General features: G+C 59.4%; 17 protein-coding genes and 2 pseudogenes. 3 read left to right on the top strand and 16 right to left on the bottom strand.

Features of this window, described 5'->3' with window-relative positions:
• Positions 1-26 precede the first annotated feature (26 nt).
• The 16 genes and pseudogenes from CVT63_02185 to CVT63_02110 form a co-directional block, all read right to left on the bottom strand.
• A complete protein-coding gene (locus tag CVT63_02185) occupies positions 27-1,031 on the bottom strand; it encodes a hypothetical protein (protein ID PKQ28561.1) in 1,005 nt (334 codons plus the stop codon).
• Positions 1,032-1,080: 49 nt separating this feature from the next.
• Positions 1,081-2,082, bottom strand: coding sequence for an aspartate-semialdehyde dehydrogenase (locus tag CVT63_02180; GenBank protein ID PKQ28560.1), 1,002 nt, complete (start codon positions 2,080-2,082; stop codon positions 1,081-1,083).
• Positions 2,079-3,299, bottom strand: a complete 1,221-nt coding sequence (locus tag CVT63_02175) for an aspartate kinase (GenBank protein PKQ28559.1) — start codon at positions 3,297-3,299, stop codon at positions 2,079-2,081. The genes CVT63_02180 and CVT63_02175 overlap by 4 nt, the downstream gene beginning before the upstream one ends.
• Before the next feature lie 788 nt (positions 3,300-4,087).
• A pseudogene (locus CVT63_02170) lies at positions 4,088-5,776 on the bottom strand (4Fe-4S ferredoxin).
• 17 nt (positions 5,777-5,793) lie between these two features.
• Positions 5,794-5,997: pseudogene (locus CVT63_02165) on the bottom strand (histone H1 protein).
• 114 nt (positions 5,998-6,111) lie between these two features.
• Positions 6,112-7,440, bottom strand: a complete 1,329-nt coding sequence (locus tag CVT63_02160; GenBank protein PKQ28558.1) for a hypothetical protein — start codon at positions 7,438-7,440, stop codon at positions 6,112-6,114.
• 6 nt (positions 7,441-7,446) lie between these two features.
• Positions 7,447-9,081, bottom strand: a complete 1,635-nt coding sequence (locus CVT63_02155; protein ID PKQ28557.1) for a hypothetical protein — start codon at positions 9,079-9,081, stop codon at positions 7,447-7,449.
• Position 9,082: 1 nt separating this feature from the next.
• Positions 9,083-12,136 (bottom strand): heterodisulfide reductase, encoded by a 3,054-nt coding sequence (locus tag CVT63_02150; GenBank protein PKQ28556.1) that lies wholly within the window; start codon positions 12,134-12,136, stop codon positions 9,083-9,085.
• Positions 12,137-12,207: 71 nt separating this feature from the next.
• The gene (locus tag CVT63_02145; GenBank protein PKQ28555.1) at positions 12,208-13,149 is read right to left on the bottom strand and encodes a pyruvate ferredoxin oxidoreductase; all 942 of its coding nucleotides are present in this window, start codon (positions 13,147-13,149) and stop codon (positions 12,208-12,210) included.
• Positions 13,150-14,328 carry a pyruvate ferredoxin oxidoreductase gene (gene porA / locus CVT63_02140; GenBank protein PKQ28554.1) on the bottom strand — a complete coding sequence of 393 codons (1,179 nt, stop codon included), beginning with the start codon at positions 14,326-14,328 and terminating at the stop codon, positions 13,150-13,152.
• Positions 14,328-14,612 (bottom strand): hypothetical protein, encoded by a 285-nt coding sequence (locus CVT63_02135; GenBank protein PKQ28553.1) that lies wholly within the window; start codon positions 14,610-14,612, stop codon positions 14,328-14,330. The genes porA and CVT63_02135 overlap by 1 nt, the downstream gene beginning before the upstream one ends.
• Positions 14,605-15,165: a pyruvate synthase gene (locus tag CVT63_02130; GenBank protein ID PKQ28552.1), complete on the bottom strand. Its 561-nt coding sequence runs from the start codon at positions 15,163-15,165 to the stop codon at positions 14,605-14,607. Before CVT63_02130 ends, CVT63_02135 begins: the two co-directional genes overlap by 8 nt.
• 23 nt (positions 15,166-15,188) lie before the next feature.
• The gene (locus CVT63_02125; GenBank protein ID PKQ28551.1) at positions 15,189-16,076 is read right to left on the bottom strand and encodes a CoB--CoM heterodisulfide reductase subunit B; all 888 of its coding nucleotides are present in this window, start codon (positions 16,074-16,076) and stop codon (positions 15,189-15,191) included.
• Positions 16,077-16,079: 3 nt separating this feature from the next.
• Positions 16,080-16,547 (bottom strand): hypothetical protein, encoded by a 468-nt coding sequence (locus CVT63_02120; GenBank protein ID PKQ28550.1) that lies wholly within the window; start codon positions 16,545-16,547, stop codon positions 16,080-16,082.
• A gap of 440 nt (positions 16,548-16,987) precedes the next feature.
• The gene (locus tag CVT63_02115; GenBank protein ID PKQ28549.1) at positions 16,988-18,322 is read right to left on the bottom strand and encodes a hypothetical protein; all 1,335 of its coding nucleotides are present in this window, start codon (positions 18,320-18,322) and stop codon (positions 16,988-16,990) included.
• Positions 18,268-20,871, bottom strand: coding sequence for a hypothetical protein (locus CVT63_02110; GenBank protein ID PKQ28548.1), 2,604 nt, complete (start codon positions 20,869-20,871; stop codon positions 18,268-18,270). The genes CVT63_02115 and CVT63_02110 overlap by 55 nt, the downstream gene beginning before the upstream one ends.
• A 222-nt stretch (positions 20,872-21,093) precedes the next feature.
• Between CVT63_02110 and CVT63_02105 the strand changes: the two genes are divergently transcribed.
• The 3 genes from CVT63_02105 to CVT63_02095 form a co-directional block, all read left to right on the top strand.
• Complete coding sequence (locus CVT63_02105) at positions 21,094-22,203, top strand: UDP-N-acetylglucosamine 2-epimerase (non-hydrolyzing) (protein PKQ28547.1); 1,110 nt, start codon at positions 21,094-21,096, stop codon at positions 22,201-22,203.
• A gap of 32 nt (positions 22,204-22,235) precedes the next feature.
• Positions 22,236-23,414, top strand: a complete 1,179-nt coding sequence (locus CVT63_02100; protein ID PKQ28568.1) for a glycerate kinase — start codon at positions 22,236-22,238, stop codon at positions 23,412-23,414.
• A 157-nt stretch (positions 23,415-23,571) separates the two neighbouring features.
• On the top strand, positions 23,572-24,939 hold a 1,368-nt coding region (locus CVT63_02095; protein PKQ28546.1), incomplete at its 3' end, for a hypothetical protein.

Below are 24,939 nucleotides of genomic sequence, written 5' to 3'. Positions count from 1 at the left end.
CAATCAATCGGACACCAGAATACGAATCATATTCGGAAAAAAACAGCGATTAGCAGGATGAGTCCGTTGTACAGAGCGTGTCCGGCTACAGGCGCGCCAATGGTTCTGTTCCGTTCGTAGACATAGCAGAGCCCCCAGCCCAGGAGAAAGCGCGGTAGGAAACCAACAGGCTCGAAGTGGGCCGCGGCGAAAATGAGCCCGTTTAAAATCATCGCTGGCTGTTTGTCCATCTTGTTCCGCAGGGCCGGGTAAAGATAGCCGCGAAAAAAGATCTCCTCGCAAATCGGGGCCAGCACGATGAGTGTGATAGCCAGAAGCGCCACGAGCCCGATGCCAACGCCGCCGCTTGATATCTTGTTTACAGACTTCGACACGATATCGGTATCCACGGGCCCGAAGAGATTCTCTGCTATAAGCGCCATGAAAATCGCGGCGGCTAAGAGCGGGAGTCCCACCACGATTCCCAGGAGCAACCCCCTGCCAAGCCCCCGCGTCCTGATGCCGAGCGCGTTCAGCGTGCTGCCGTGTCTTATCTTCACGGAGTAGAAAGTGCCAGCGAGAAGGAAAACGTAGAGCATCGCGCTTGCCAGGAAGATGAGCAGGAAAGTGGCGGTGGTCTTAGAGAAAGCGCCAAACAGTATCTGTTTCACAAGGAGTGACAGGACCGCCGTCGGAACGAGCGCGATGCCGAAGATCGCAAGCGCTTCCCCGGCGCTCCACGGAGCGTTTTCAAAGACAACCTCTCTCTTTGGCCGGTAGCCGACGAGAGGCGGAGTACTCCCGCATGAGGCGTAAACTCCCAACGCCCGCGGAGGTGGTGGGCAATATTGAGCGGGACGGGCGTGGAATTGCGCCGGCGCCACGGCGCCCGGACGGTAGAGACAGGACGCGCAGTAGTTCTTGCCGGCGTGGACGATGCGGCACCGTGAACAGAGAAAGCGGCCGCAACCCATACAGCGCGCCACGACCGGGGCTAAACGGTGCAGGGCGCACCGCGAGGGATTGTCGCCGGGCGGATACGGCATCTCCATAAGAAAGGGCTCCCTCGTTTACTGTGAGCGCGTGACCGCCGCGGGGCCGTCAATCAAGCATGAGTTCCGCGATCTGAACTGTGTTGAGCGCCGCTCCCTTGCGAAGGTTGTCACTGACGATCCAGAGGTTCAACGCGTTGGGAGCGGAGAAGTCCCGTCGGATACGGCCGACGTACGATGGGTCTTTACCGGCGCACCCGGTGGCAAGCGGGTAAAGACTTTCCGCCGGATCGTCCACGACCTCGACACCTTGCGAGCGCTTCAGGATCGCGCGAGCGTCCACGACCTCGACCGGATTTTCGAACTGGCAATTGACGGATTCACTGTGCCCCACGAATACCGGCACTCTTACACAGGTCGCGGTTATCAGAAGGCCGGGCACGCCCATTATCTTTCTGGTTTCATCGACCATCTTGACCTCTTCTTTTGTGTAAGCGTTGTCGAGGAAGACATCTATGTGGGGCAGGCAGTTATACGCTATCTGGTGAGGATAAACCCGGGCGGTCACCGGGTCGCCGGCTTCGATGGCCGTAATCTGGCTCTTCAGTTCTTCGACCGCGTTCTTTCCTGTCCCGGAGACAGCCTGAAAAGTGGTGACGACAACTCTCTTTAACCCGTACTTCCTGTGAAGAGGATCGAGCGCCACGACCATCTGAATGGTGGAGCAGTTCGGGTTCGCGATGATGCCGTTGTGCTTGAGGGCATCATCCGGGTTGACCTCGGGCACGACAAGCGGGACGTCGGGATCCATCCGCCACGCGCTCGAGTTGTCGATGACAACAGCGCCCGCGCCAGCCGCCGAGCGCGCGAAAGCGCGCGAGATATCGCCGCCCGCGGAAAACAGCGCTATGTCTATTCCGTCAAACGAGTTCTCATCGAGGACTTCTACGGGCAGAATCTCGCCGCGAAACTCGAGCGACTTTCCCCGCGAACGTTCCGAAGCGAGCAGGCGAAGACTCGCGACAGGAAAGTCGCGCTGCTCGAGTATTTTCATGAACTCCCGGCCTACCATGCCGGTCGCGCCGGCGATGGCCACGCGTGGCTCTTTCATTTTTTCTCCCGCAGGTTGAAGTGGTCGTGCAGGGCACGCACGGCTTTCTTTCCGTCAGCGCTTCTCACGACGCAAGATATCTTGATCGGGGACGTCGATATCATTCCGATGTTGATGTCGTTGTCCGCGAGCGTCTGGAACATGCCGGCCGCGATACCCATGTTGGTTCGCATGCCCGCGCCGATGAGACTGATTTTCGCGATGTCCGCGTCGCAGGTGACGTCTCCGGCGTCAACCGACTTCGCGATGTCGTCGGTGACCTCGCGAGCCTTCTCGAGATCGTCCTTGCTGACCGTGAACGAGATATTGGTCCGGGAGCGCTCGCTCACATTCTGAATAATCATGTCCACGTTGACGTCCGCCCCGGCAAGAGCGCCGAAGAGACGGGCGGCCACGCCCGGACGGTCCGGCACGCCCGACACGGTGACCTTGGCCTCGCCAAAGTCGTGAGTCACGGCGCTTACAATCGCTTTTTCCATGATATCATCCTCGCTTTTGACCCATGTCCCAACGCCATCGTGGAAGCTCGACCGAACGTGCAACGGAACGTTATAGTTTCTGGCGTACTCAACCGAGCGAGATTGAAGCACCCGGGCGCCGGTTGCCGCCATCTCGAGCATCTCCATGTATGAGATCGCTTCGAGCTTGCGCGCTTCAGGCACGACGCGCGGATCGGCGGTGAAGACGCCGTCGACATCAGTGTATATCTCGCAGCAGTCGGCGTGCAGCGCCGCGGCAAGCGCCACCGCGGTCGTATCCGAGCCGCCCCTGCCAAGGGTGGTGATCTCTCCCTCGCCGGTCACGCCCTGAAAACCGGCAACCACCACGACGCGTCCCTTGCGAAGTTCCCGGATTACCCGTTCGACCCCCACGCGCCTGATCTTCGCTCTGGTGTGGCCGGTGTCGGTGAGCAGCTCGACCTGCTGGCCGGTCATGCTGATGGCGTCCTGGCCCAGCTCGTTCAGCGCCATCGCAAGAAGCGCCATGGAAATCTGTTCGCCCGTGGAGAGGAGCATATCCATCTCGCGCTCGGGAGGAGTTCCGGAGATCCGCGCCGCGAGGTCGACCAGCCTGTCGGTGGTATCGCCAAGCGCGCTGACAACGACTACGACGTGGTCGACGCGCTTCCTGCTCTCGGCGACTCTGCCAGCCACCTTCTTTATTTTTTCGACATCGCCGACGGACGTCCCGCCGAACTTCTGAACTACCAGTGACATGCCTGTAATAATAGAACAGGGGTCAGGCACCGTCTACCTTTCCGTCTACCGCTCGGGGTTGATTCTTGCTTGTATTGCTGATAGAACACAAGCGAAGGCCGCGACAAACTCATTAAAGACGCACATTTTCTTCACGGGTATGATTTGAGGGAGATTGCGGAACATTGTGGAATCGCGAAGGCGACAGCCGGCCACATCATTAAACCCAGAAAGAGCCGGGCAGAGGTAGACGGAAAGGTAGACGGTGCCTGACCCCTGGTTGGGCAGAGGTAGACGGAAAGGTAGACGGTGCCTGACCCCTATGCTGATACGCGGTCGGATTCTTTGTAGCGGAGGACGTTTTTGTCGAGAGGGCCGAGTCTTTTGGCGATTTCGACTATGTTCCGAATAGCCGCGGCCCATTTTTCACCTTCGGAAGCGGATATCCATTCGAGCTGGAGGCGGTCAGGATCCATGCCGAGATCGGCCAGGTACTCTTTGAGGGCGAAGAAGCGCGCTTCTGTCATGAGGTTCGCGCTGATGTAGTGGCAATCGCCGATGTGGCAACCGGACATCAGCACGACATCCGCGTTGTGCCGGAAAGCCTCCAGCACGTAAAGCGGGTCGATGCGGGCGGAGCACATGAGCCTGATAACGCGGACGTTCGTCGGGTACTGAAACCGGCTGACCCCCGCGAGGTCGGCGCCAGCGTACGAACACCAGTTGCAGGTGAACGCGAGCACCTGCGGCTGGAAATCAGGCCCCGGCTGAGAGATTTTCGGAAACGCCGCTGTTATCTGGGCGAGCGTCTGGTCTTCCGTGAAGTGCTGTGTGCTGATAGCCAGAGTCGGGCATCCCGCGGCGCACGCCCCACAACCTTTGCAGAGCGCCGCGTTGAGGTTCGAGACCCAGCGACCCGATTCGTCTGAAACCATCTCAACCGCGCCAAACGGGCAGACCCACGCGCAGAAGCCGCAGCCGACGCAGTTGTCCGCCTCGACGCTGGAGATTATGGCCTCGGTAGAAACCGTTTCTTTGCGCATGGGGTTGACAGCGTGCGAAGCGGCGGCGTGCGCCTGCGCGACGCTTTCCGCGATGTCCTTCGGGCCCTGCGCCGTGCCGCAAACGTAGATGCCATCAGTGGCGAAATCAACGGGGCGCAACTTGACATGAGCCTCGAAGAAAAACTTGTCCTGCCCCACAGGTACGCGTAGCAATTTCGCGAGGTCAAGTCCGTCCTGTGTCTGCTCGAGCGGCGAGGAGAGAACGACTACATCAGCGGGTATCTCAATTTCGCGCTGCATCAGCTCGAGGTAAGTCGTGACCTTGAGCCGGCCAGCGTCCGATGAGACGCCGGGCCTGCGCTCGGGGCTGTACTTCCTGAAGCGGATACCCGCCGCGCGCGCTTTCGTGTATAACTCCTCCTGGATGACTCCGTATACCTGGATATCGTTGTGCAGGACGCTCACATTCGCTTCCGGGAACTTTTCCTTGAGGGCAATAGCGTTCTTGATGCCGACCACGCAACAGACGCGGCCACAGTAAGAGACGCGCTCCCCCCTGCCGCCGACGCACCCGATGATAACGGCGTCCTTGATATCGCTCAAGTGATCCTCTTTGAGCAGACGTTCGAGCTGGCTTTCAGTGACGACGTTTGGGAGCTCGCCGTAACCGTAGAGGCCCTCGGGCTTCATCTCCTGTGCCCCGGTGGCGACGACGATCGTGCCGACCTTGAAACTCTCGCTCCTGTCCCCATGAGCGACGGTCACGTCGAAGTTGCCCAGGTATCCGTTGATCGATTTCAGCGCCGCGCCCGTGTAGAGATGGATATTTTCCGCCGACTCGATCATCTGTTGATGTCTCGAGAGAACCGTGGCGGGATCCGCGTTCGTCGGGGCCAACCGGTTGAGGCCGCGCAACACACCACCGACCTCAGCCTCTTTCTCGATCAGGTAAACTTCGTAGCCTTGAGCGGCAATCGACAGGGCGGCCGTCATGCCGGCTATGCCCGCGCCTATCACGCAGGACGCGGGGTAGATGTCGACTGATATCTCTTGAAGGGGTTCGAGCAGGGAAGCCCTCGCGACGCTCATGCGCACGAGATCCCTGGCCTTGGCTGTTGCGGCATCCCACTCATGCATATGCACCCAGGAGCACTGATCGCGAATGTTCGCGAACTCGAACAGGTATTTGTTTAGCCCGGCCTCTTCGCAGGCGTCGCGGAAAAGGGGCTCGTGTGTTCGCGGTGTGCATGACGCCACCACGACGCGGTTGAGGTTGTGCTCTTTGATGGCTTGCTTGATAGCGCTGATGCCGTCCTCGGCGCACGTGTAAAGATTCCTGGTAGCGAAAACCACGTTAGGTAGTGTCGCGGCGTAATCAGTTACCTCCGCGACATCGAGGAAACCCGCGATGTTGCTGCCGCAGTGGCAGATGAAAACTCCTATACGAGGTTTGTCGTTAGAGGAAGACACCACTTCCTTGTCAGCCAAGGCCATTCCTTACGTTTCTGTTGTTACTTCTTTTTGGCTACGGTCTTCTTCTTCGCCGGGGCCTTCTTCGCGGGCGCCTTCTTCTTCGCTGCTGCCTTCTTCGCGGGCGCCTTCTTCTTCGCCGGGGCCTTCTTCGCGGGCGCCTTCTTCTTCGCTGCTGCCTTCTTCGCGGGCGCTTTCTTCTTCGCCGCCGCCTTCTTCGGGGCTGCCTTCTTCTTCGCTGCTGCCATCTCCTACCTCCTTGTCTCTGGACCCCGGCTTTTGCCGTGGTCTTTTAGTACCCCGTCCCGTAAATACTTGCAAGCGAACGCCGCATCGACGCTCCCGATACTATACCGTATTTATGGGACGGGGCACTTAACGGCGGACTCTTTGATTGCCTGCGCTGCCTTGTCTGCCGCTCCGCTTCCCTGAGTCACCGCGTCGGTGACATCCATAGGCCGTGTGCATGCGCCGGCGATGTAAATGCCAGGAACAATCGTATCCATTGGAGCGAGAAGGTCATCCGGTGTTTTGAAGAAACCGAAAGCATCCATTTCTACGCCCAGAGCTTCTCCCAGTTTGTGAATCCCCGGAGGGGGAACGAAAGCTGTAGAGAGGACAACCATATCCACCTCCATACTCTTTACGCCACCACTCTCCGTATCATCGTACCAGACATTCAAGTTTTTCGTTTCGGAGTCCTCTGTTATCTCTCCGGGCCGCGCCCTTTTGTACGTGATGCCGTACTCGTCCGTGCCTCTCTTTATATATTCGTCGAAACCTCTGCCAAATGCTCTGAGATCGGTGTAGAAAATAGTGCTATCAGTATCGTCGTGGTGCATGTAGGCAAGCATCGAATCTTTTGTCGCGTACATGCAGCACACGCTGCAACAGTACGGGTGCCCGCTTCGCGCGTCACGCGCGCCAACGCACTGAACGTACGCGATGCGCTTTGGTCGCTCACCGTCGGAGCGCCTCAAAATGTGTCCACCCGTCGGCCCGCTCGCGTTGATGAGACGCTCGTACTCCATCGAGTGGATGACGTTTTTAAACCTGCCGTACCCGTATTCGGTAACCGGCGATGGATCGTACATAGTAAGACCTGTCGCCACGACAACCGCGCCGACGTCGAGCGTTACGACCTCGTCTTCCTGCTTGAGGTCGATTGCGCCGCGCTGGCACGCCTCGACGCACTTGCTCTTGCATTTGCCCCTGGCAAGAAAGAGGCAACTCTCGGGATCGATGATAGCCACGCGGGGGACCGCCTGCATGAACGGTATGTAAGCGGCGCCACGCATCGAGAGATTCTGGTTCCACTCGTCAGGGATCTTTTCGGCAAGCACGCACGCCTCGGCGCAAGCGCCGCAACCGGTGCACTTGTTCTCGTCGACGTAACGCGCCCGCTTGCGGACACGAGCCTTGAACTTCCCGACTTTGCCCGTGAGTCCCTCGACCTCCGAGCAGGTGAGCGCGTCAACGTTCGGGTGATTGAAGCAGGTGATCATCTTTGGCGCGAGAATGCAGATTGAACAGTCATTGGTCGGAAACACTTTGTCTAAGAGCGCCATGCGGCCACCGATGGACGGCTTTTTCTCGACCATATAAACGTGCATGCCTTTGTCGGCCAGGTCGAGCGCGGTCTGTATCCCGCAAACGCCTCCGCCGATGACGAGTACTGATTCGGACATTAGCTGTTACTCCTGCTTCTTGACCTTGACGACAGCTTCAGAGGGCGAGGCGACTCCCAGCGCTTTTGCTACGAGCGAGGTGATGTCCTCGACAGGGATGTCTACCGCGTCGCGGTCGCCTGGAACCTTGCCCGAAAGAGCGCACCGGAAATGAATTTGGCACTTGGGGCAGGCGGTCACCAGGACGTCGGCGCCGGTGGCCTTCGCTTCCGCGAGCCGCGCTATCTGGATGTTCTTAGCGGTCGCGCCGCACGAGACCCACGAGCTGACACCGCAGCAGATGGCGTCCGCGCCGCTGTGCTCCATCTCGACAAGCTCGACGCCGGGAATCGCTTCTAAGACTTTCCTCGGCGCGGAGTAGACCCCCATGTAGCGCCCGAGCCTGCAAGGATCCTGGTAGGTGACCGTCGTCGCGACCTCGTTTGAGAACTCGAGCTTGCCCGCGTCGATACGCTCGGCCAGCAGCTCTGAGATATGCGTTACCTCAACATCCCAACCTTTGAGAACGCGCGGGTACTCTTGCGCGAGCGTCTGGTAGCCCTCGGGACACGAGACAACGACGCGTCGGGCTTCCGACGCCTTGATGAGCGCGGCGTTCTTTTTCGCGAGCGCCTCGAACCGGGCAGGGTCTCCGGAAAACAGGAGGTCGTGCCCGCAGCAACGCTCGTCTGACAGAAGGACGGGCGTGATGCCGATGGCGTTTAGAATCGCGAGAGAGTCGCGCGCGATGTCGAGAGAGTTTGCCGAGACATGTTTGTGGCTTATGTCGAAGTGCGGAAGACAGCCGACAAAAAACAAGGTGTCGTTTTTCCCTGTCGCCTTCTTTTTTGTCTTAAAACCCTCGGCCCAGGAGAGGCGTTGCTGAGGCAAGTTGTCAACTGTCATCATGCGCATCCATGAGTACATCTGCCCGGACTGCGTCGGGCAGCCGTCGAGACCAAGATCGCGCGCCCTGACCCGCGAATCGCGGATGAACTCGGAAAAACGCACGCCATGTGGGCAACGTTCCTCGCACGTGTGGCAGGTCAGGCAATCCCAGAGTTGCCGGCTTGTCTCCAGTTCGGTTTCCATGTTCTCCAACGATTGCTCGACGATTGCTCGCGGACTGAACTCCGGGTCCTGGCGCGAGACAGAACACGAAGCCGTGCACTTGCCGCACTCGATGCACAGTGACGCGTCGGTCCGAGACATTATTTCGTTGAAGTCAGGGGGTGAAACTTTCACTTGTTCTTTGCTCTTTGCGAGAGGGTTGGGCCCGAGTTTCTCAAGCGCGCATGTGAAGTCGCGTATCTCGGACGCAAACGCCTCACCCTCATTGGCGTTCACCCACTTAACGCGAAGCCTGTCCGCGCTAAGGCCCAGCAACGAGAGCAGTCGCTTCGTGTCCTGAATTCGGTCACGCGCCTTGAGGTTGCCGTTGATGTAGTGACAGTCGGCCTCGTGGCAACCTCCGACCAGCACGCCGTCCGCGCCTTCCTCGAAAGCCTTTAAGATGAACGATGGCTCGACGCGGCCGGAGCACATTACACGCACCAATCGGACATTTACCGGGTACTGAATGCGGGACACGCCAGCGTAATCCGCGCCGGCGTATGCGCACCAGTTGCAGGTGAACGCTATGATTTGAGGCTCTGCCATCAACTTAGACCTTTTGTTTTTTCTTTGCAGCCGGCGTTTCTGGCCGCATGGCTTCGATCATTGCTTCTATCTGTTGGTCGGTGAAATTTCTCATCGTTATCGCGTTGCTCCAGCAGGCGACCGCGCACGTGCCGCAACCGACACAGAGCGCCTCGTTGACCTCAGCGACGAGCCTGCCATCTTTCGTCTCTTTGACCGTGACCGCGCTGAATTCGCAAGCCTCCTCGCACTCGCCGCATCCGCGACAGAAGCGAGGCTCGACTAACGCGACCGCGCCTTCGCCCATCACAAACTCTTTGGAGAGGATCGTCGCCGCGCGCCCGGCCGCGGCCGCCCCCTGGCTTATCGCTTCGTCCAGGAGCTTCGGATAGTGACACATTCCCGCGACGAAGATGCCAGCGGTGGCGAAGTCAACGGGGCGCAACTTGACGTGTGCCTCGAGGAAGAAACCGTTCTCGTCGGTTGGCGCCTTCATCATCTCGCCAAGCTCGCGGTTTGATTCCTCGGCGACGACCGGGGCGGAGAGCACCAGCAGGTCGGCCGGGATATCGACCTCGACAGGGAGGTCGGGCGTCTTGACCTTCACAATCAGGCCGTCCTTCGACTCGCTCACCCCGGGCTTCGCGTCCACATCGAATCGGATGAACTTGACGCCCATCTCGCGCGCCAGCCTGTAGAGGTTCACTTCCGCCAGGCCGTAAGCCATGATGTCGCGGTAGAGAATATAGACCTCGGTCTCGGGGTTCGCGAATTTTGTGATGAGCGCGTTGTTGAGCGCGTTTGTGCAGCAAACGCGGCTGCAGTACGGACGCTCGGGTTCGCGGGACTCAACGCATTGGATCATCACGACTGACTTCGGCTTGATTCCTCCGGTGATGCTCTTCTGGTACTCGGATTGAAGCATCACACGGCCGCTCTTTCCATAGAGATAAGACGTCGGGGTATGCTCACCCGCGCCGGTCGCCACGATGACCGCGCCGACCTCGAGCGCGCGGCGTTGCCCGCCGCTCTCAACTATCGCGCTGAAATTTCCTATGTATCCCGAGAAACCAACCAGCTTCGCGCCGGTCAGCGTTTCGATGTTCTCATTCTTCTCGAGTTCGAACGCCATGGCGTCAAAATCGGCCAGGATATTATCGATCTTCTCGATCTTCGCATTCCTTGGAAGGTCGTTCGTCGCTCCACCGACTTTGTCGCGCGCCTCGACGAGATAGGTTCTATATCCGGCGCCCCCCAGCTCCAGCGCGGCTGCCATGCCCGCCGGGCCGCCTCCGATGACCAGAGCGGCGGGCGTGACCTTGACCGGCGTCTGCGAAAGGGGCTCGAGCAGCCTCGCGCGCGCCACAGACATGCGGACGAGATCCTTTGCTTTCACGGTAGCTTTCTCAGGTTCGCCCGAGTGAACCCACGAGCACTGGTCGCGGATGTTGGCGAGGTCGAAGAGGTAGCGGTTCAGACCCGCTTCGCGGATGGTCTCGCGGAAGAGGGGCTCGTGCGTTCGTGGAGTGCACGCCGCAACGACCACGCGGTTGAGGTTGTGGTCGGCGATGGCGGCCTTGATTCTGTCACAGGACTCCCCCGAGCACGTATACATGTTGCTCTCCGCGTACACGACGCCGGGAAGCCCTCCGGCGTACTCGGTCGTGGCCGCGACATCCACCACTCCACCGATGTTCTTCCCGCATGAGCAGACGAAAACACCGACGCGGGGCTCGCTCCCGTTGAGCTCGATCTCTCTCGGGTACTCCTTGCGGGAGACCCCGGCGCCGCGCGAGGTTGCCAGCAGCGCGCCAGCCTTCGCGGCGGCGCCCGACGCCTGCGCGACGGTCTCGGGGATGTCTTTCGGGCCGGCCGACGATCCGCACGCGAAAATGCCCGCGGCTGAACTGTTTATCGGGGCGGTTTGCTTCGAGGCGATAAAGCCGTGTCTGTCAAAATCGACGCCCGCCGCGCGAAGCGCTTCGACCGGTTCGGGATTCAGTCCTACCGAGAGCACGACCATGTCGAACTCTTCTTTTTGCCATGCGCCGCCGTTGTCCTGATAACGAATAACGAGCGCGTTTGGCCCGGCCACTTCGACGGCCGGTATCTTGAAGCGGGTGAACCTGACCCCGTACTCGTTTTCGGCCCGCGCGCGGAACTGCTCGAAACCTTTGCCAAAGGTGCGCATATCTATATGAAAAATGTGGCAGTCGATGCCGGGGTCGTGCTCCTTGATGACGGTCGCTTCCTTGACGGCGTAGGTGCAGCAGACGCTCGAGCAGTACGGGTTGTATTTCTCATCGCGTGAGCCGGCGCACTGGACGAACGCGATTTTCTTCGCGGGCTCGCCGTCGGACGGCTTCACCACGCGACCCCCCGAGGGGCCGCTCGCGCACATGATCCGCTCGATCTCGACAGACGAGACCACGTTCGGGTGCTCCGGGTGGTACGAGCGGAGGTCTCCTATCGCGCGCGGCGCCGCGCCTGACGCCACGATCACCGCGCCCACGTCCAGCGTCACGCTCTCTTCCTTCATGTCGAAATCGATGGCGCCCGCCGCGCACGCCTCGACGCACGGGCTCTTGCACTTGCCCTTCGTGAACCGAAGGCACTTCTGTGGATCTATCAGCGCGATCCGCGGAACCGCTTGCGCGAACGGCACGAAACACGCGCCGCGTTTTGACAATCCCGCGTTGAACTCGTCAGCGATGCGGCCGGCGAGAACGCACGCCTCGCTACAGGCGCCGCATCCCGTGCACAATTCCGCGTTGACGTAGCGCGCTTTTTGCGTGTAGGTAACCTTGAACTCCCCGGGCTTGCCCTCGATCTTGTCGAGATCCGCGCAGGAGATAATGTCGATGTTCGGGTGCTGGCCCGCTTCCACGAGCTTTGGGGAGAGTATGCACATCGAGCAATCGTTTGTCGGGAACGTCTTATCGAGCATCGCCATGACGCCGCCGATGGCGGGGCCGCTCTCGAGCAGGCAGGCGCGGTAGCCTGACTCGGCGAGGTCGAGCGCCGCTTGTATTCCTCCTATTCCTCCCCCGATAACGAGGACGGAACCACTATCAGCCATCTACCGCAATCTCCTTTCCAAAAACGCAAAAACTCCAAAAACGCATAATATGGTTTGACCCCTTTATGCCTTTATGCGTTATGGTCGCACCTGGCGCGATATGTCAGCGACGCGTAGTACTTGTCGACTCCCTGTTGTATCTTTTCTACCTGATCCGCCTTCAGGTGGCGGAAGCGTCCTTGTGGTTTCAGATAATCGATGACGGGCGCGCGTTTTTCCATCAGCATGTTCATCTTGAGGCGGCCGTTCTCTATCTCGTAGAGTGGAAAGACTCCTGTCTGTACGGCCAGACGTCCCATCTCCACGGCCATGTCAATCGCGTGCCTCCATCCGGTAGGGCATGGAGAGAGCACGTGCAAATAAGTCGGGCCCTCGGTCGCGAGCGCCTTGCGCGTCTTGTCCATGAGATCGAGCGGGTAGGAGGGGCATGCCGTCGCGAGGTAGGGGATGTCGTGCGCCGCGACTATCATCGGCAGATTCTTTTTCTGCGTAATCTGCCCTATCGATTCCTTGCCCTTCGGGCTGGTCGTCGTGCTCGCGCCCCACGGCGTCGCCGATGAGCGCTGGATGCCTGTATTCATGTACGCTTCGTTGTCGGTGCAGATGTATGTAAAGTCATGTCCACGCTCGAGGGCGCCTGACAGAGCCTGCAGACCGATGTCGGCCGTGCCGCCATCGCCGCCGATAGCCAGCACGTTGACTTTTCCGTCAGCGTAACGGCCTTTCTTCTTGAGGATCTTGATGCCCGCTTCAACCCCTGATGCGACAGCGGCCGCGTTCTCGAACGCCACATGAATCCAGGGAACCCGCCAGGCGCTCTCGGGATACGGGCTTGTAATGATCTCCATGCATCCCGTCGCGCTGCACACGATGGTGTTGGGCCCGGCGACCTTCATTATCTGCCTGAGCGCGAGGGCCTCGCCACACCCCTGACACGCGCGGTGTCCTTCGGCGAACAGCTCGCGCGGCGGAAGCAATCGGGGGATGAAATTGACGTTGCCGTCCTGTGCCATCTACTCTCTCACCCCGATCATCTTGTACTCATCGACGCGGCCGCTCTCGAGCGACATTTCTGTCTCCTCGACGATTGCGCAAAAATCCTCGACGGTTATGTCGCGACCGCCCAGGCCCGCTATGAAACTGATTACCGCCGGCTTTTCGGCAAGCGGGTAGAGACACGCGCGCAACTCGCTGGCAATTGGACCGCCTGGACCGCCGCCGGGTGACAACGCCCTGTCCACAACGGCCACGGCCTTCGCGCCCTTTACGGCGTCGCGCATGTCGGAAAGCGGGTAAGGCCTCCAGAGTCGGGGCCGGATCACGCCGACTTTCTTGCCTTCGTCGCGCATTTTGTCGACAGCCATCCGCGCCGTGCCGGCGGTAGACCCCGCGATGTTGATCAGTATCTCCGCGTCTGAAGACCGGTACTCTTCGACAGGCGCATAAGCGCGCCCGAACTGTTTCTCGAACTGGTTGAAGACTTCGAGCGTGACGTCGTACGCCCCGCGGAGGGCGGAGTCATGCTGCTTTCTGATCTCAGTGTAAAGCTCAGGGAATCCGACAGGTCCTATCGATACAGGACTCGCGGGGTCGAGGATGTCCGAGGGCTCGAACGCGGGGAGGAACGCGTCCACGTCCTCCTGGCTCTCTATCTCGAGCGGTTCGATCACGTGTGAGAGTGTAAATCCGTCTATATTTACTACGATTGGAAGGAGGACACGCGCGTCCTCGGCGATTTTGAACGAGCAGATCGTGAGATCAAAAGCCTCCTGGCCAGTTTCCGCGAACAACTGTACCCACCCGCAGTCGCGCTCGGCCATGATGTCGCTATGGTCGCCCCAGATAGACAGCGGCGCGGAAAGCGCGCGGTTTGCGACAGTCATAGCAATTGGCAGGCGCAACCCCGACGCTATGAAAAGGATCTCATGCATGAGAGCGAGTCCCTGGCTGGAAGTCGCGGTGTAGGCGCGCGCGCCGACGGCCGCGATTCCGCAGCAGGCGGAGAGCGCGGAGTGCTCGGACTCGACCATGATGAACTCGGCGTCCAGGTCGCCGTCCGCGACCATCTGCGCGAGCTCTTCGACGATGTGCGTCTGCGGGGTTATGGGATAGGCCGCGATAGCGTCAACCCTCGCGAGCTTGACCGATTCACTGATGGCGAGGGAGACCTCGATCCCGGTGCGCTTGCCCATTACTCGCCCTCCTGGATCATGGATATCGCCTTGTGAGGGCATTCGCGAGCGCAGATGCCGCACCCCTTGCAGTGATAGAGATCGATCTCAAAGAACCCCTCCTCGTCCATGAAGAGCGCGGCGTCCGGGCAATATATCCAGCAGGTGCCGCACTTGTTGCACTTCTCAGGCGCGCGCACAGGGCGCTCGGAGCGCCAGTCGCCGGTGTTCTGCCGCGTGGAACTGCCTGGCTCGTGAATAGTAGCCGCCACAGGGTACTCTTTCCAGGTCGGCTTATCAGCCACGCCCGTCTCCTTGCGACTCGGTTTCAGCGTATGCCCGCTTGAGCGCCTTGATGTTTTTCTCGGCGATAGCGGGGAATTTTTGCTCTATCTGCTTCTCGACAGACGCGAGTTCGATAAGGTTTGTGGCTTTGACGAGTGCGCCCATCATGGCGGTGTTTGTTATAGGACGGCCGATCTCCTCGATGGCCACCTTATTGGCGTCGATGACGTATAGCTTGTGCTTGAGGTTGTGTTTTTCAGTGAGACGCGCCGCGGTGGAGGAGGTGTTCGTGACGATGACGCCGCCCGCTTTCAAGCCGGAAGTCACGTCCACCACGCCCATGATGCTGGGATCCAGGACAACTACCACATCCGGCTCGGTGACGCCCGTGCGCAGCCAGATGTAGTCGTCAGATATTCTGGTGAAAGCCATGACCGGCGCGCCACGCCTCTCGGGGCCGAACGAAGGAAAAGCCTGCGCGGCCTTGCCCTCTTCTATCGCCGCGAGCGCGAGCATCTCAGCGGACGCTACCGCGCCCTGGCCACCCCGGCCGTGCCATCTGATCTCCGTCATCTCCGTCAATGTGTCAGTCCTTGTTATGTCTTGATTCTGGAAAGCGCCGGTTCGACATTCACGTGATGTCTTTTCAACCCGAGCGAGGAGGCGTCCTCGCCCTGGGCGAGCGCGAGCAACTGGAGATAATGAAACACAGGGAGATTGTGCTCACGGCCGAGCAGGCGCTTGATTTCGATTTGCCCGAGATCAAACTGCTCGAAGCACGCAGGGCAAACCGTGACCACGCACTCGGCCCCGGCGCCTTTCATCGATTCGATCTTGTCGTTTGCCATTCTGAGCGACGCGTCACTATCGCGGGTCGCCCTGCCGCAACAGTTTGTGTAGCCGGAGTAGCGCACGGTCTGGGCGCCAAGGGCTTCCACCAGCGCTTCGAGCTTTGAGGGCTTGAAGGGGTCGTCGAAGCCGGTGACGTCGGCGGGCCTCAGGAGGTGACAGCCGTAGTGGACGGCGACCTTCATGCCTGCCAGAGGTTTCTTTACGGAGGACGCCACCGTCGAAGGGCCAATATCAAAAAGGACGGACGCGACGTGACGCGCCCTGCTTTTTCCTTTGTATGAAAGATTGAGCGCCGAGAGCTTTTTCGCGGCCGCCTCCTTCGCGTCGCTTCCGTCGCGCGCGATACGCGCCGCCTCTGTCAGGGTCGCGTAACAACCGTTGCACAGGACGAGCATGTCGCGCCCGGTCTTCTCGCCGATCGCGAGGTTGCGCATGGCGACAGCCAGCCACTCCTCGAGGCTGGCGCCTTTCACGTTCCACGGCTCCGGGCAACAGGAGAAGCCATCAACGTCGATGACTTTAACGCCGACGTTGGACAGGGCCTTTCTCGCGGCGGCCTCGATTTGCGGGTGCCGCAACGGGATCATGCATCCTAAAAACAGCGTGTACTCTGTGACGTCGGCTTTAGCCATTGATTACTCCAACAGCTTTCTTATTTCCGCGGCCGCGGGCCCGGCGGCGGCCCTGACCGCGGGAAGCCCCAGCTCCGCTCGCCGTTTCTCGATCGCCTTAGATAAAACGACAAGCGTTCCGTTTTCTATTACCGTCTCGCGCAACGCCGCGATGTCGTCGGGCGCGGCGCCAAGAGCGAACGCGATATTTTTGAGGGCGCCTATGACCTCGACAGGATGGGTTCCCTGGGGACAGCGCTCATAGCACATATAGCATGTCGCGCACTGCCAGATGATGGAGTCTTTATCGGTAAGGTAATCGGCGACACCGAGAAGAGAGGCGAGCACTATCTCACGGGGGTTGAAACCCTCGCAGTACCGCGCCGCCGGGCACTCCGCCACACAGGCGTTGCACTGGTAGCAGCAACAGGAGTTTCCCGCTTCTTCCACCTTGCTGAGAGTTTCTATGAAATCCGGGCTTACCTCTGGCAACAGACAACCTTTTATATGTTTTTAGAAATTGGTCATCGGCAAAATAACGAACATGAACATACTATAACAATATTTCTTTCGCAACGGGCCTCAATGCAAAAAGGCGCCAGCGATGAAAATAGCCCTTTCTGATCTCCTCCCCCTAAAGACGGCGGGAGGATTAAGGTGGGGGTGTGACGCGTCACAGACAGGAATGTCTGTGCTACCCTGAGACATTTTCATCTTAGTGCCCCTTTCCATAAATACGGTAACGTACCGAGAGCGTCGGTGCGCCGCTCTCGCAAGGCGCGCAACTGACGCGTACGCTTGTCGTACTCGGAAGGAGTGGAACGCAGCGGGTGTGGATGCAACGGCGTTCGCTTGCGAGTATTTATGGAATGGGGCACTTAGGTGGCGCGTCCGCGCGCCATGGGGGACTGACCCCTTTTTGCGTTTTGCGGCTAATCGGGCGTGATGGTAAACGTGAAGATCGAGCCGCCGCCCGGGCGGGCTTCGCATTTGATTGTTCCGTTGTGCGCGGTTACTATCGCGCGGGCCAGGTAGAGTCCCAGGCCGAGTCCGGCGCTGGAGTGGTGTCGAACGTCCTCAACCTGGAAAAAGCGGTCAAAGATCGCATCACGCATATCCCCGGGGACGCCGATACCACGATCCATCACGGACACCGCGGTAACATCGCCGTCCTTGCGCGCCTCAATATGGACAGGCGAGCCATCTGGCGAGAACTTGATCGCGTTGTTTAAAAGCGTGTCGATGAGTTGCTTTAACTTCGAGGGATCCGCGTGTGTCCGGCCGGCGCCCCGGGCCACCTTCACCGAGACATCGTTGCCACATCCGATAGCCTTGAGATCACGAATCGCTTCATCAATCAGCGGCGCAAGTTCTATGTCTCTCTTTTCGAACGAGAGCTTCCCCTGTTCAACCAGCGAAGCCTTCACCAGTTCCTTCACGTAATCGGTCAGTCGGTCAGCCGAGATATCGAGCGCGTCGAGTATCTCGGCAAGCATGCCCGGCTCTATCCGATCCGTGCGGTTATGAAGCATGGTCGCGTAGCCTTTGACCACGCTTATGGGATGGCGCAACTCATGGCCCGCGATAGCCAGGAAGTTGGAAAGCTGCTCAGCCCTCTCCTTGAGCTCCGTCTCGGCGCGTTTCCTCTCCACGATTTCTTCGGTGAGCCGGAGGTTCGCGCTCGCGAGCTCCGCGGTGCGTTCCTGGACGAGTTGCTCGAGATGCTCACGGTGTCGCCCGAGTTCCATCTCAGTGAGCTTTCGTCTTGTGATGTCACGGGAGTTGATCACTATGCCCGCCACCGCGGGGTCGGACAGCATGTTCCTGCAAACGCTCTCGAAGTATCGCCAGGGGCCTTCCTTGTGCCTGAATTTGTAGTCAAAGACGACCATGCTTCCCGGGTTGTCGAGCACGCTCTCTATCAGCCGAAGGGCGCGGGGGAGATCGTCGGGATGAAGAAATTCCAGCGCGTTCTTGCCCAACATCTCCTCGGCCGTGTAGCCGAGGAAGCGCTCGACCGACGAGCTCTCGTAAATTATGGCGCCGTCGGATCGCATAACAGTGATGATGTCGGATGACTTCTCGATCAACGAGCGGAAATGTGTTTCGCGCCTGGCAAGTTCCGCCGTCGCGCGCTGAAGGGCGATATCCGGCGCGTCCACGACAATCGGTGCCCTCAAGCCGCTCGATGAGTCCATCGTCCGTTTCCCGCTCATTTGATTGCGAACCTGAATACGGAACCACCGCCGTCGCGGGGTTCCACCCATATCCTGCCGCCGTGCGCCTCGACTATCTGACTCGCGACATACAGCCCGAGTCCCATCCCCTGCTTGCTGTGATGCGAGGTGTCCACCACCTGGTAGAAACGATCGAACACCTTCTCCTGAGAACTGTCAGGAATGCCGCAACCCCGGTCTAACACGCTGACTTGAACTTCCTCGCCTTTTTTCTCCATCTCGATCTCGACAGGGGCGCCATCGGGCGAGAACTTGATCGCGTTGTCGACCAGGATGCGGATGAGCTGAACCAGCCTCTCCGCATCGACATCAAGAAGCCCGACGTTCGTGTCGACGCGCGTCACGAGTTTGTTGTCAATTCCCATCACGCGCATATCGTCGCACGCCATTTTCAAAAGCAGTTCGGAGTCCACCGGCTCGCGGTTGATCGAGAAGTAACCCCACTCGACGCGTGAGACGTCGAGCAGTTGCTCGACGTAGCGGGTAAGCCGATCTGTCGAGAGGTCTATGTCATCAAGAATCTCCTGCACAAGGGCTGGCGATAGGAAATTCAGGTACCTGGTGAGAGTGTTCGCGTAGCCCTTGACGATGGTGATGGGGTGCCGCAGTTCATGCGAGGCAACGGCCAGGAAATCGCGCAACCGCTCGGCTCTTTCCTTGAGATCCTCCTCGTAGATTTTCTCGCGAGTGATGTCGATCAACGAAATCGCGCTTGTTCCCACCCCCGCCCCGGGGAGTCGGCCCATGTTGGCGAGCATTCTGAGAACGCCGCCGCCCTTCGTCTTGAATGAGCACTCGAAGTGAACCGGGATCACGTCCAAAGCCCTGCCCCGCGCGCGCGGCCGGCGGCCGCTATCGGCGCATCGGTCAAGGAACTCTTTCGCCTGCGCACCCTCGAGAAACTCGACGAACTTCATTTTCCCCGTGATATCCGCGTTGGAATAACCCGAGATGCGCTCGAACTCGCCGTTGAGAAAAATGATGGTGGCATCGGGATCCACTATGCACATCGCGGTTCCGGTGGAATCGAATACGGTTCTGTATCGTTCCTCGGCCTCTTTGAAGGCGACCTGGGCCCTCTGCAGTTCGGTCATGTCGTTAGCCGTGACGATGATGTATTCGACTCCGTCATCCGCGCTGAGCTGGGTCGTATAAGACACGAAGACGTTGCGGTCGTCCCCGCCTTTTGTGCGCCAGATTGTTTTGTGGGGCTCGACCGGCTCGCCGAATTCGAGTTTCTTGAAGACTGCGCGCATGCGCCTGACGCCAGTAGCGCCGGACAGGATGTCCCACGGTCGCTTGCCCAGCACCTCGGCGGAAGAGAATCCCAGCATTTTCTCGGCCGTGTGATTGAAGAGAACCATGTGCCCCTTGCGCTCGAGCACGATTACGACAGCGCCTACGGCATCCAGAACCCTGGAGATGAATTCACGATCTTTCTTCTGCGCGACCTCTATGAGCTTCTGCTCGGAAATGTCCCGGGAAAAGATGACGATCCTGGATACCTCGTTTTTCTCGTCGAACAGCGGGAAGAAGCTGTTGTCAAAACAGTATCCTTCGCGTCTATCCTCGAACCGCAGTGACTTGCCGGTGTTGATGACTTCATCGACTTTCCGCCTTTGCGCTTTTGCGAGCTCGGGCGGGACATATTCAAGGAAGTTCTTGCCCTCGAGGTTCATCGCGGAAAGCCCGAGGTTCTTTGCGGCGTTCTCATTGATCGCGAGAAGATTACATTTCACGTCGACCATCATGATCTCGCCAATAGGAACATCGAAGAGGGCGCGGCAGTTGTCCTCGCTCTCGCGCAGGGCTTTCTCTATCTGCTTGATCGCGCTGATGTCCTCGAAGCTCTCGATCAGAAGATCCCGGCCGTTGAGCAAGAAATGGACAGCGGTCTTGAGGATAGGAAGGCGTTCGCCGCTCGCGGTGAGCAAGACACGCTCGGCACGGTCGAGCTCCTGGCCAAGGTCGGTGATAGGGCACTTCCCTTTTAGCGCAGGACAAATGAAAGTCTGGCACGTCTGGCCGATCACGCTCTCTGGCGGAGAACCGATCAACTCAATCGCGGCGGGGTTGGCGTCAATGATCTTGTGTGTCTCCGGGTCAATAATGACGACTCCCATGGCCACGGCGTCGAATATTGACTTGAATCGCCTCTCGCTCTCGCGCAGATTCTTCTCTATCCACTCACGCTCCAGGCGCTCCTCCGACTCGCGGACGGCCGTGCGCGCCGCGAGGGCAAGCTTCGAAAGGTTTGATTTGAGGATATAATCCGTGGCGCCGCTCTTCATCGCGTCGATCGCGAGTTCCTCGCCGAGGGCGCTTGACACGAAGATGAAGGGCACGTGTCCGCACCTCTGGCGGGCCATGCTCAGCGCGGAGATGCCGTCGAAGGAAGGTAGCCAGTAGTCGGAAAGTATCAGATCGGGCTCAAACTGCTCGAGGCCCCGCTCAAACTGCTCTTCGCTCTCGGCGCGCCTGGCCTCAAATGAGATTCCTGCCTTTTGAAGCTCTTTCTCGATTGCGGCCGCGTCGGCGGCGTTGGCCTCGAGCATGAGGATGTGTAGTTTTTTATCCATAGTTGTGCCTGGTGTAGCGCTCCACTTTCTTTGAAGGAAGTTCGAGTGGACTTTCGCAGTTCCTGCCTCTTCACTCTTCGACCGAACCCGGCAAACTGCTATACAAACTGCTGTGCCTGCCTGTGCATACTGCTGTGCAACGTTTATTATAACAAGAATCACACGGAAATTCCTGTGAAATCATTTTTGTGGCGCAAGTGTCAAGGATAATCGAGGGCGAGCGTGAAGATAGGGATAGTTTTCGGAACCCGGCCGGAGATCATAAAACTCTCGGTACTGATAAAGCTTGCTGAGCGCGCTCACCACGTGGAACTCGAGACCATACACACCGGCCAGCATTACTCGTACAACCTTTCCGCGCGATTCTTAGAGGATCTCGACCTGCCGCGGATCAGTGAAAACATAGAGGTCGGCTCAACGGAGAGGCTCGAACAGATCCGGAAGATTACGCGCGATCTCGAGCCCCTTTTCTCTAAAAGTAAAAACAGGCCGGACGTGGTTGTCGTCCAGGGAGACACCAACTCTGTTCTTGCCGGAGCGATAGCGGCCCGCAATGCCGGTATTCCATGCGCGCATGTGGAGGCTGGGTTGAGGTGCTTTGACCCGGAAATGATCGAGGAGATAAACAGGAAGGAAACCGACCGGATCTGCGACCTGAGGTTCGCGGTCAACGCGGTCTCGGTTCAAAATCTCGCAAACGAAGGGATCAGTGACGGTTCTGTCATGGAGGTCGGCAACACTATCGTAGAGGTCATCTGCGAAAACCTCGAGATATCCAGCCGGCGATATGGCGTTCTCGCGGAACTCGGACTCGAACCGGATGGCTACGTCCTTATTACCATCCACCGAAAAGAAAATGTGGACGATGAGAAGAGGCTCAGCGCCCTCATATCGGCGTGGGAAAGGATCGAGTTGCCGATGTTGTACACGATACACCCGCATGCCATGGAGCGCGTCGTTGAGTTCGAGCTGCTCCGCCGGCTGGAGGCGATCGAGAACCTGAAAGTGGTGGAACCATTGTCGTACTGGGATTTTCTCGAGCTCTCGCGAAACAGCCGCATGATAATAAGCGATTCGGGCGGCATTCAGGAGGAGTGCACCGTGTATAAGAGGCCGGTAATAGTGGCGCGGGATTCCACGGAGAGGCCCGAGATTATCGGAAGTTTTGGTGAGATTGTTGGCAACGACCAGGAGCGCATCATTGCCGAGGTGGCGCGTTTGGACCGCGACTTCAATGAGATAATCGAGAGGCTCTCGGGTTTGCCATCCCCTTATGGAGACGGGAAGGCCAGCGAGCGAATCCTGGACGCCCTCCTGGAAACGTACGGATGATTTGCTCGTCGCACAGCACAGGTGCGCCGAAAATGCGTGTCGTGATTGCGCCGGATAAATTCAAAGGCAGCTTGAGCGCGTCCGAAGCCGCGCGGGCAATGGCGCAAGGGGTGTTGATCGCTGTCCCTGAGGCCGAGGTGGATATATGCCCGATGGCTGACGGCGGCGAAGGAACCGTGGAGGTTATCGCGTCGGTCGCGGGGGCGGAACTGCGGGAAGCGAAGGTCAGAGGCCCCCTGCCGGGGCAGGAGGTTGTCGCTCGTTGGGCGTACGTCCCGTCAGGCGACTTTACGCGCTCGGGCGAGGCGGGGGAAGATTTCCACGAGCTCGGGAGCGCTGCTAAACCCACGGCTGTCATCGAGATGGCGCAGGCCTCGGGCCTTTCTCTTGTCCTCCCGGAAGAACGCGATCCTATGGTTGCGACAACGTTTGGCACAGGAGAACTCATCTTAGAAGCGCTCGACGCCGGATGCGCTCAAGTGATCGTCGGCGCGGGCGGAAGCGCCACCGTCGATGGCGGCACAGGGATGGCGGCGGCGCTTGGCTACCGGTTCCTCGACGCGAAAGGCCGGGAGGTCCCACCGGGAGGCGCCGCGCTCGAGACCGTCAACAAAATCGACGCGTCCGGTCGCGACCCGAGAGTGGCGCGGACGCGTTTCTTTGTGGCGTCTGATGTCGATAGTCCGCTTACGGGGCCGCGCGGGGCCGCGCGCGTCTTCGGTCCTCAAAAAGGAGCGACGCCTGAGCAGGTTGCCTCGCTCGATCGCGGGCTGAACAACCTCGGCCGCATTATCGGGGAGAGAGGGGTGAACGTCCTCGACCTTCCCGGCGCCGGCGCCGCGGGCGGGCTGGGCGGGGGGCTCGTGGCTTTCTGCGGCGCTTCTATCGTAAGCGGCGCGCAGGCAGTCGCGGAGGCGGTGGGGCTGCCCGCGAAGGTGGCGGGCGCCGACCTCGTTCTCACCGGAGAGGGAAGCTATGACAGCCAGACCGCCCGCGGCAAGGCGCCCGCGTATGTAGCCGCAATCGCCAGGGAAGCGGGCGTGCCCGTGGTGGTCGTGGCTGGAAGAGTGGAGGTGGACGAGAAAGAAAGCGCGATTCCCGCGTTCTGTGTAGTTCCGGGCCCGATGAGCCTCGAGGACGCCATGAAAGACGCCGGCTTGCTGGTCAAAACCGGCACGGCCAGGCTGCTCCGCCTCCCTGGCTTACTCTGACCACACAGCATTAGCCGTTGCAAGTTTCCTTCAATCAGTACCCGAATGTGGGTCTGCAACGTTATAGTTAAAGAGGTAAAATGCAACGGAATCAAGCGGTCAAGGTAGACGGAAAGGTAGACGGCGCCTGACCCCTATATATATCAATGGAGGAGCAATGGAAGCTGGATGTGGCAATCGCAGGTCAAACGTCTTTACAAGGGTAGTCACCACAATAGCGCTCGTTCTCCTGCTCGCGGGCTTAGCGCCCGGACTTTTCACGGGCACGCCTGTCGCGCTCGCGATCCCGAAAAGTACCCCTGATCAAAATACCTGTGTGACAAATGGAACGGTGCTCGCGGTAGCGGCCACTCCTACTACTATTTACATAGGCGGGGAGTTTACCACGGTAGGTCCCCAGGGCGGCGCGATGCAGGGGAGAAACCGCATCGCCGCGCTGGACGCGACCACCGGCGCCCTTACCGGCTGGAACCCGGGCGCGGACGGCAAAGTCTGTACCCTACTGGTGTCGGGCACTACCGTGTACGCGGGCGGAGAGTTCCATAACATCGGCGGGCAGGTGAGGAATCACATAGCGGCGTTTGACACGACTACCGGCGCTATTCTCGGCTGGAACCCGAACTCGGACGACACGGTCACCTCCCTCCTGGCATCGGGCGGCATCGTGTACGTGGGCGGATATTTCTCAAACATCGGCGGGCAGGCAAGGACCCACCTCGCGGCCATTGACTCCGGCAGCGGTCTGGCCACCGGCTGGAGCCCGAATATAACCAGCGGCGCATTGTGGTGGGACGTCGGCGCCCTCGCGTTGTCAGGCGACGCGAACACGCTATACATAGGGGGCAACTTTAGTAAAGTCGGCGGGCAGACGAGGAACCATATCGCCGCGGTGAACACGGCCACGGGCGCTCCCACCACCTGGAACCCGGGCGCGAATGACGTAGTCCGTGTCCTTCTGATGTCGGGCACTGGAACTACTATTTACGCAGGCGGGTATTTCCATAGCATCGACGGGGCGGTCAGAAATCACATAGCGGAATTGGATACGACTACCGGAAGCGCCACTACCTGGGATCCGAACGCGGACAACACAGTCTTCGCACTCGCGTTATCTGGCAGTACCGTGTATGCGGGCGGAGATTTCGCGACCATCGGAACGGGGACGAGGAACCGCTTCGCGGCATTGAGCACGACTACTGGACTCGCCACTTCCTGGAACCCGAACGGGAACCAGGGAGTCGCATCACTCGTGCTGTCGGGTAGCAGAGTTTACTCCGGGGGATGGTTTACCACCGTTGGAGGAGCAAACCGTAACTATTTCGCCAGGTTCGACAATCCAATTATCGCCTCCGTATCTCCCACCTCCGGCGCGCAGGGCCAGACCATGAACGCGGACATCGTGGGAACCGACACGGCGTTCGGGGCGGGCTCGACCGCTTCTTTCGGCGCGGACATCATCGTCAACTCAACAACAGTAACCGACGCCACTCACGCCACGGCAAACATCACCATAGACGCGGGCGCG

The sequence above is a fragment of the Candidatus Anoxymicrobium japonicum genome (genome assembly GCA_002843005.1).
Classification (GTDB): Bacteria; Actinomycetota; Geothermincolia; order Fen-727; family Anoxymicrobiaceae; genus Anoxymicrobium; species Anoxymicrobium japonicum.
This window is presented reverse-complemented; position numbering and strand designations above follow the sequence as displayed.

Excerpts from the sequence above, each read along its gene's own strand:
- porA (PKQ28554.1), bottom strand. The coding sequence starts at position 14,328 with ATGGGCAAGCGCACCGGGATCGAGGTCTCCCTCGCCATCAGTGAATCG.
- CVT63_02150 (PKQ28556.1), bottom strand. The coding sequence starts at position 12,136 with ATGGCTGATAGTGGTTCCGTCCTCGTTATCGGGGGAGGAATAGGAGGA.
- CVT63_02110 (PKQ28548.1), bottom strand. The coding sequence starts at position 20,871 with ATGGATAAAAAACTACACATCCTCATGCTCGAGGCCAACGCCGCCGAC.
- CVT63_02145 (PKQ28555.1), bottom strand. The coding sequence starts at position 13,149 with ATGGCACAGGACGGCAACGTCAATTTCATCCCCCGATTGCTTCCGCCG.
- CVT63_02180 (PKQ28560.1), bottom strand. The coding sequence starts at position 2,082 with ATGAAAGAGCCACGCGTGGCCATCGCCGGCGCGACCGGCATGGTAGGC.
- CVT63_02125 (PKQ28551.1), bottom strand. The coding sequence starts at position 16,076 with ATGGCTAAAGCCGACGTCACAGAGTACACGCTGTTTTTAGGATGCATG.
- CVT63_02160 (PKQ28558.1), bottom strand. The coding sequence starts at position 7,440 with ATGTCCGAATCAGTACTCGTCATCGGCGGAGGCGTTTGCGGGATACAG.
- CVT63_02130 (PKQ28552.1), bottom strand. The coding sequence starts at position 15,165 with ATGACGGAGATCAGATGGCACGGCCGGGGTGGCCAGGGCGCGGTAGCG.
- CVT63_02100 (PKQ28568.1), top strand. The coding sequence starts at position 22,236 with ATGCGTGTCGTGATTGCGCCGGATAAATTCAAAGGCAGCTTGAGCGCG.
- CVT63_02185 (PKQ28561.1), bottom strand. The coding sequence starts at position 1,031 with ATGGAGATGCCGTATCCGCCCGGCGACAATCCCTCGCGGTGCGCCCTG.
- CVT63_02115 (PKQ28549.1), bottom strand. The coding sequence starts at position 18,322 with ATGGGTGGAACCCCGCGACGGCGGTGGTTCCGTATTCAGGTTCGCAAT.
- CVT63_02175 (PKQ28559.1), bottom strand. The coding sequence starts at position 3,299 with ATGTCACTGGTAGTTCAGAAGTTCGGCGGGACGTCCGTCGGCGATGTC.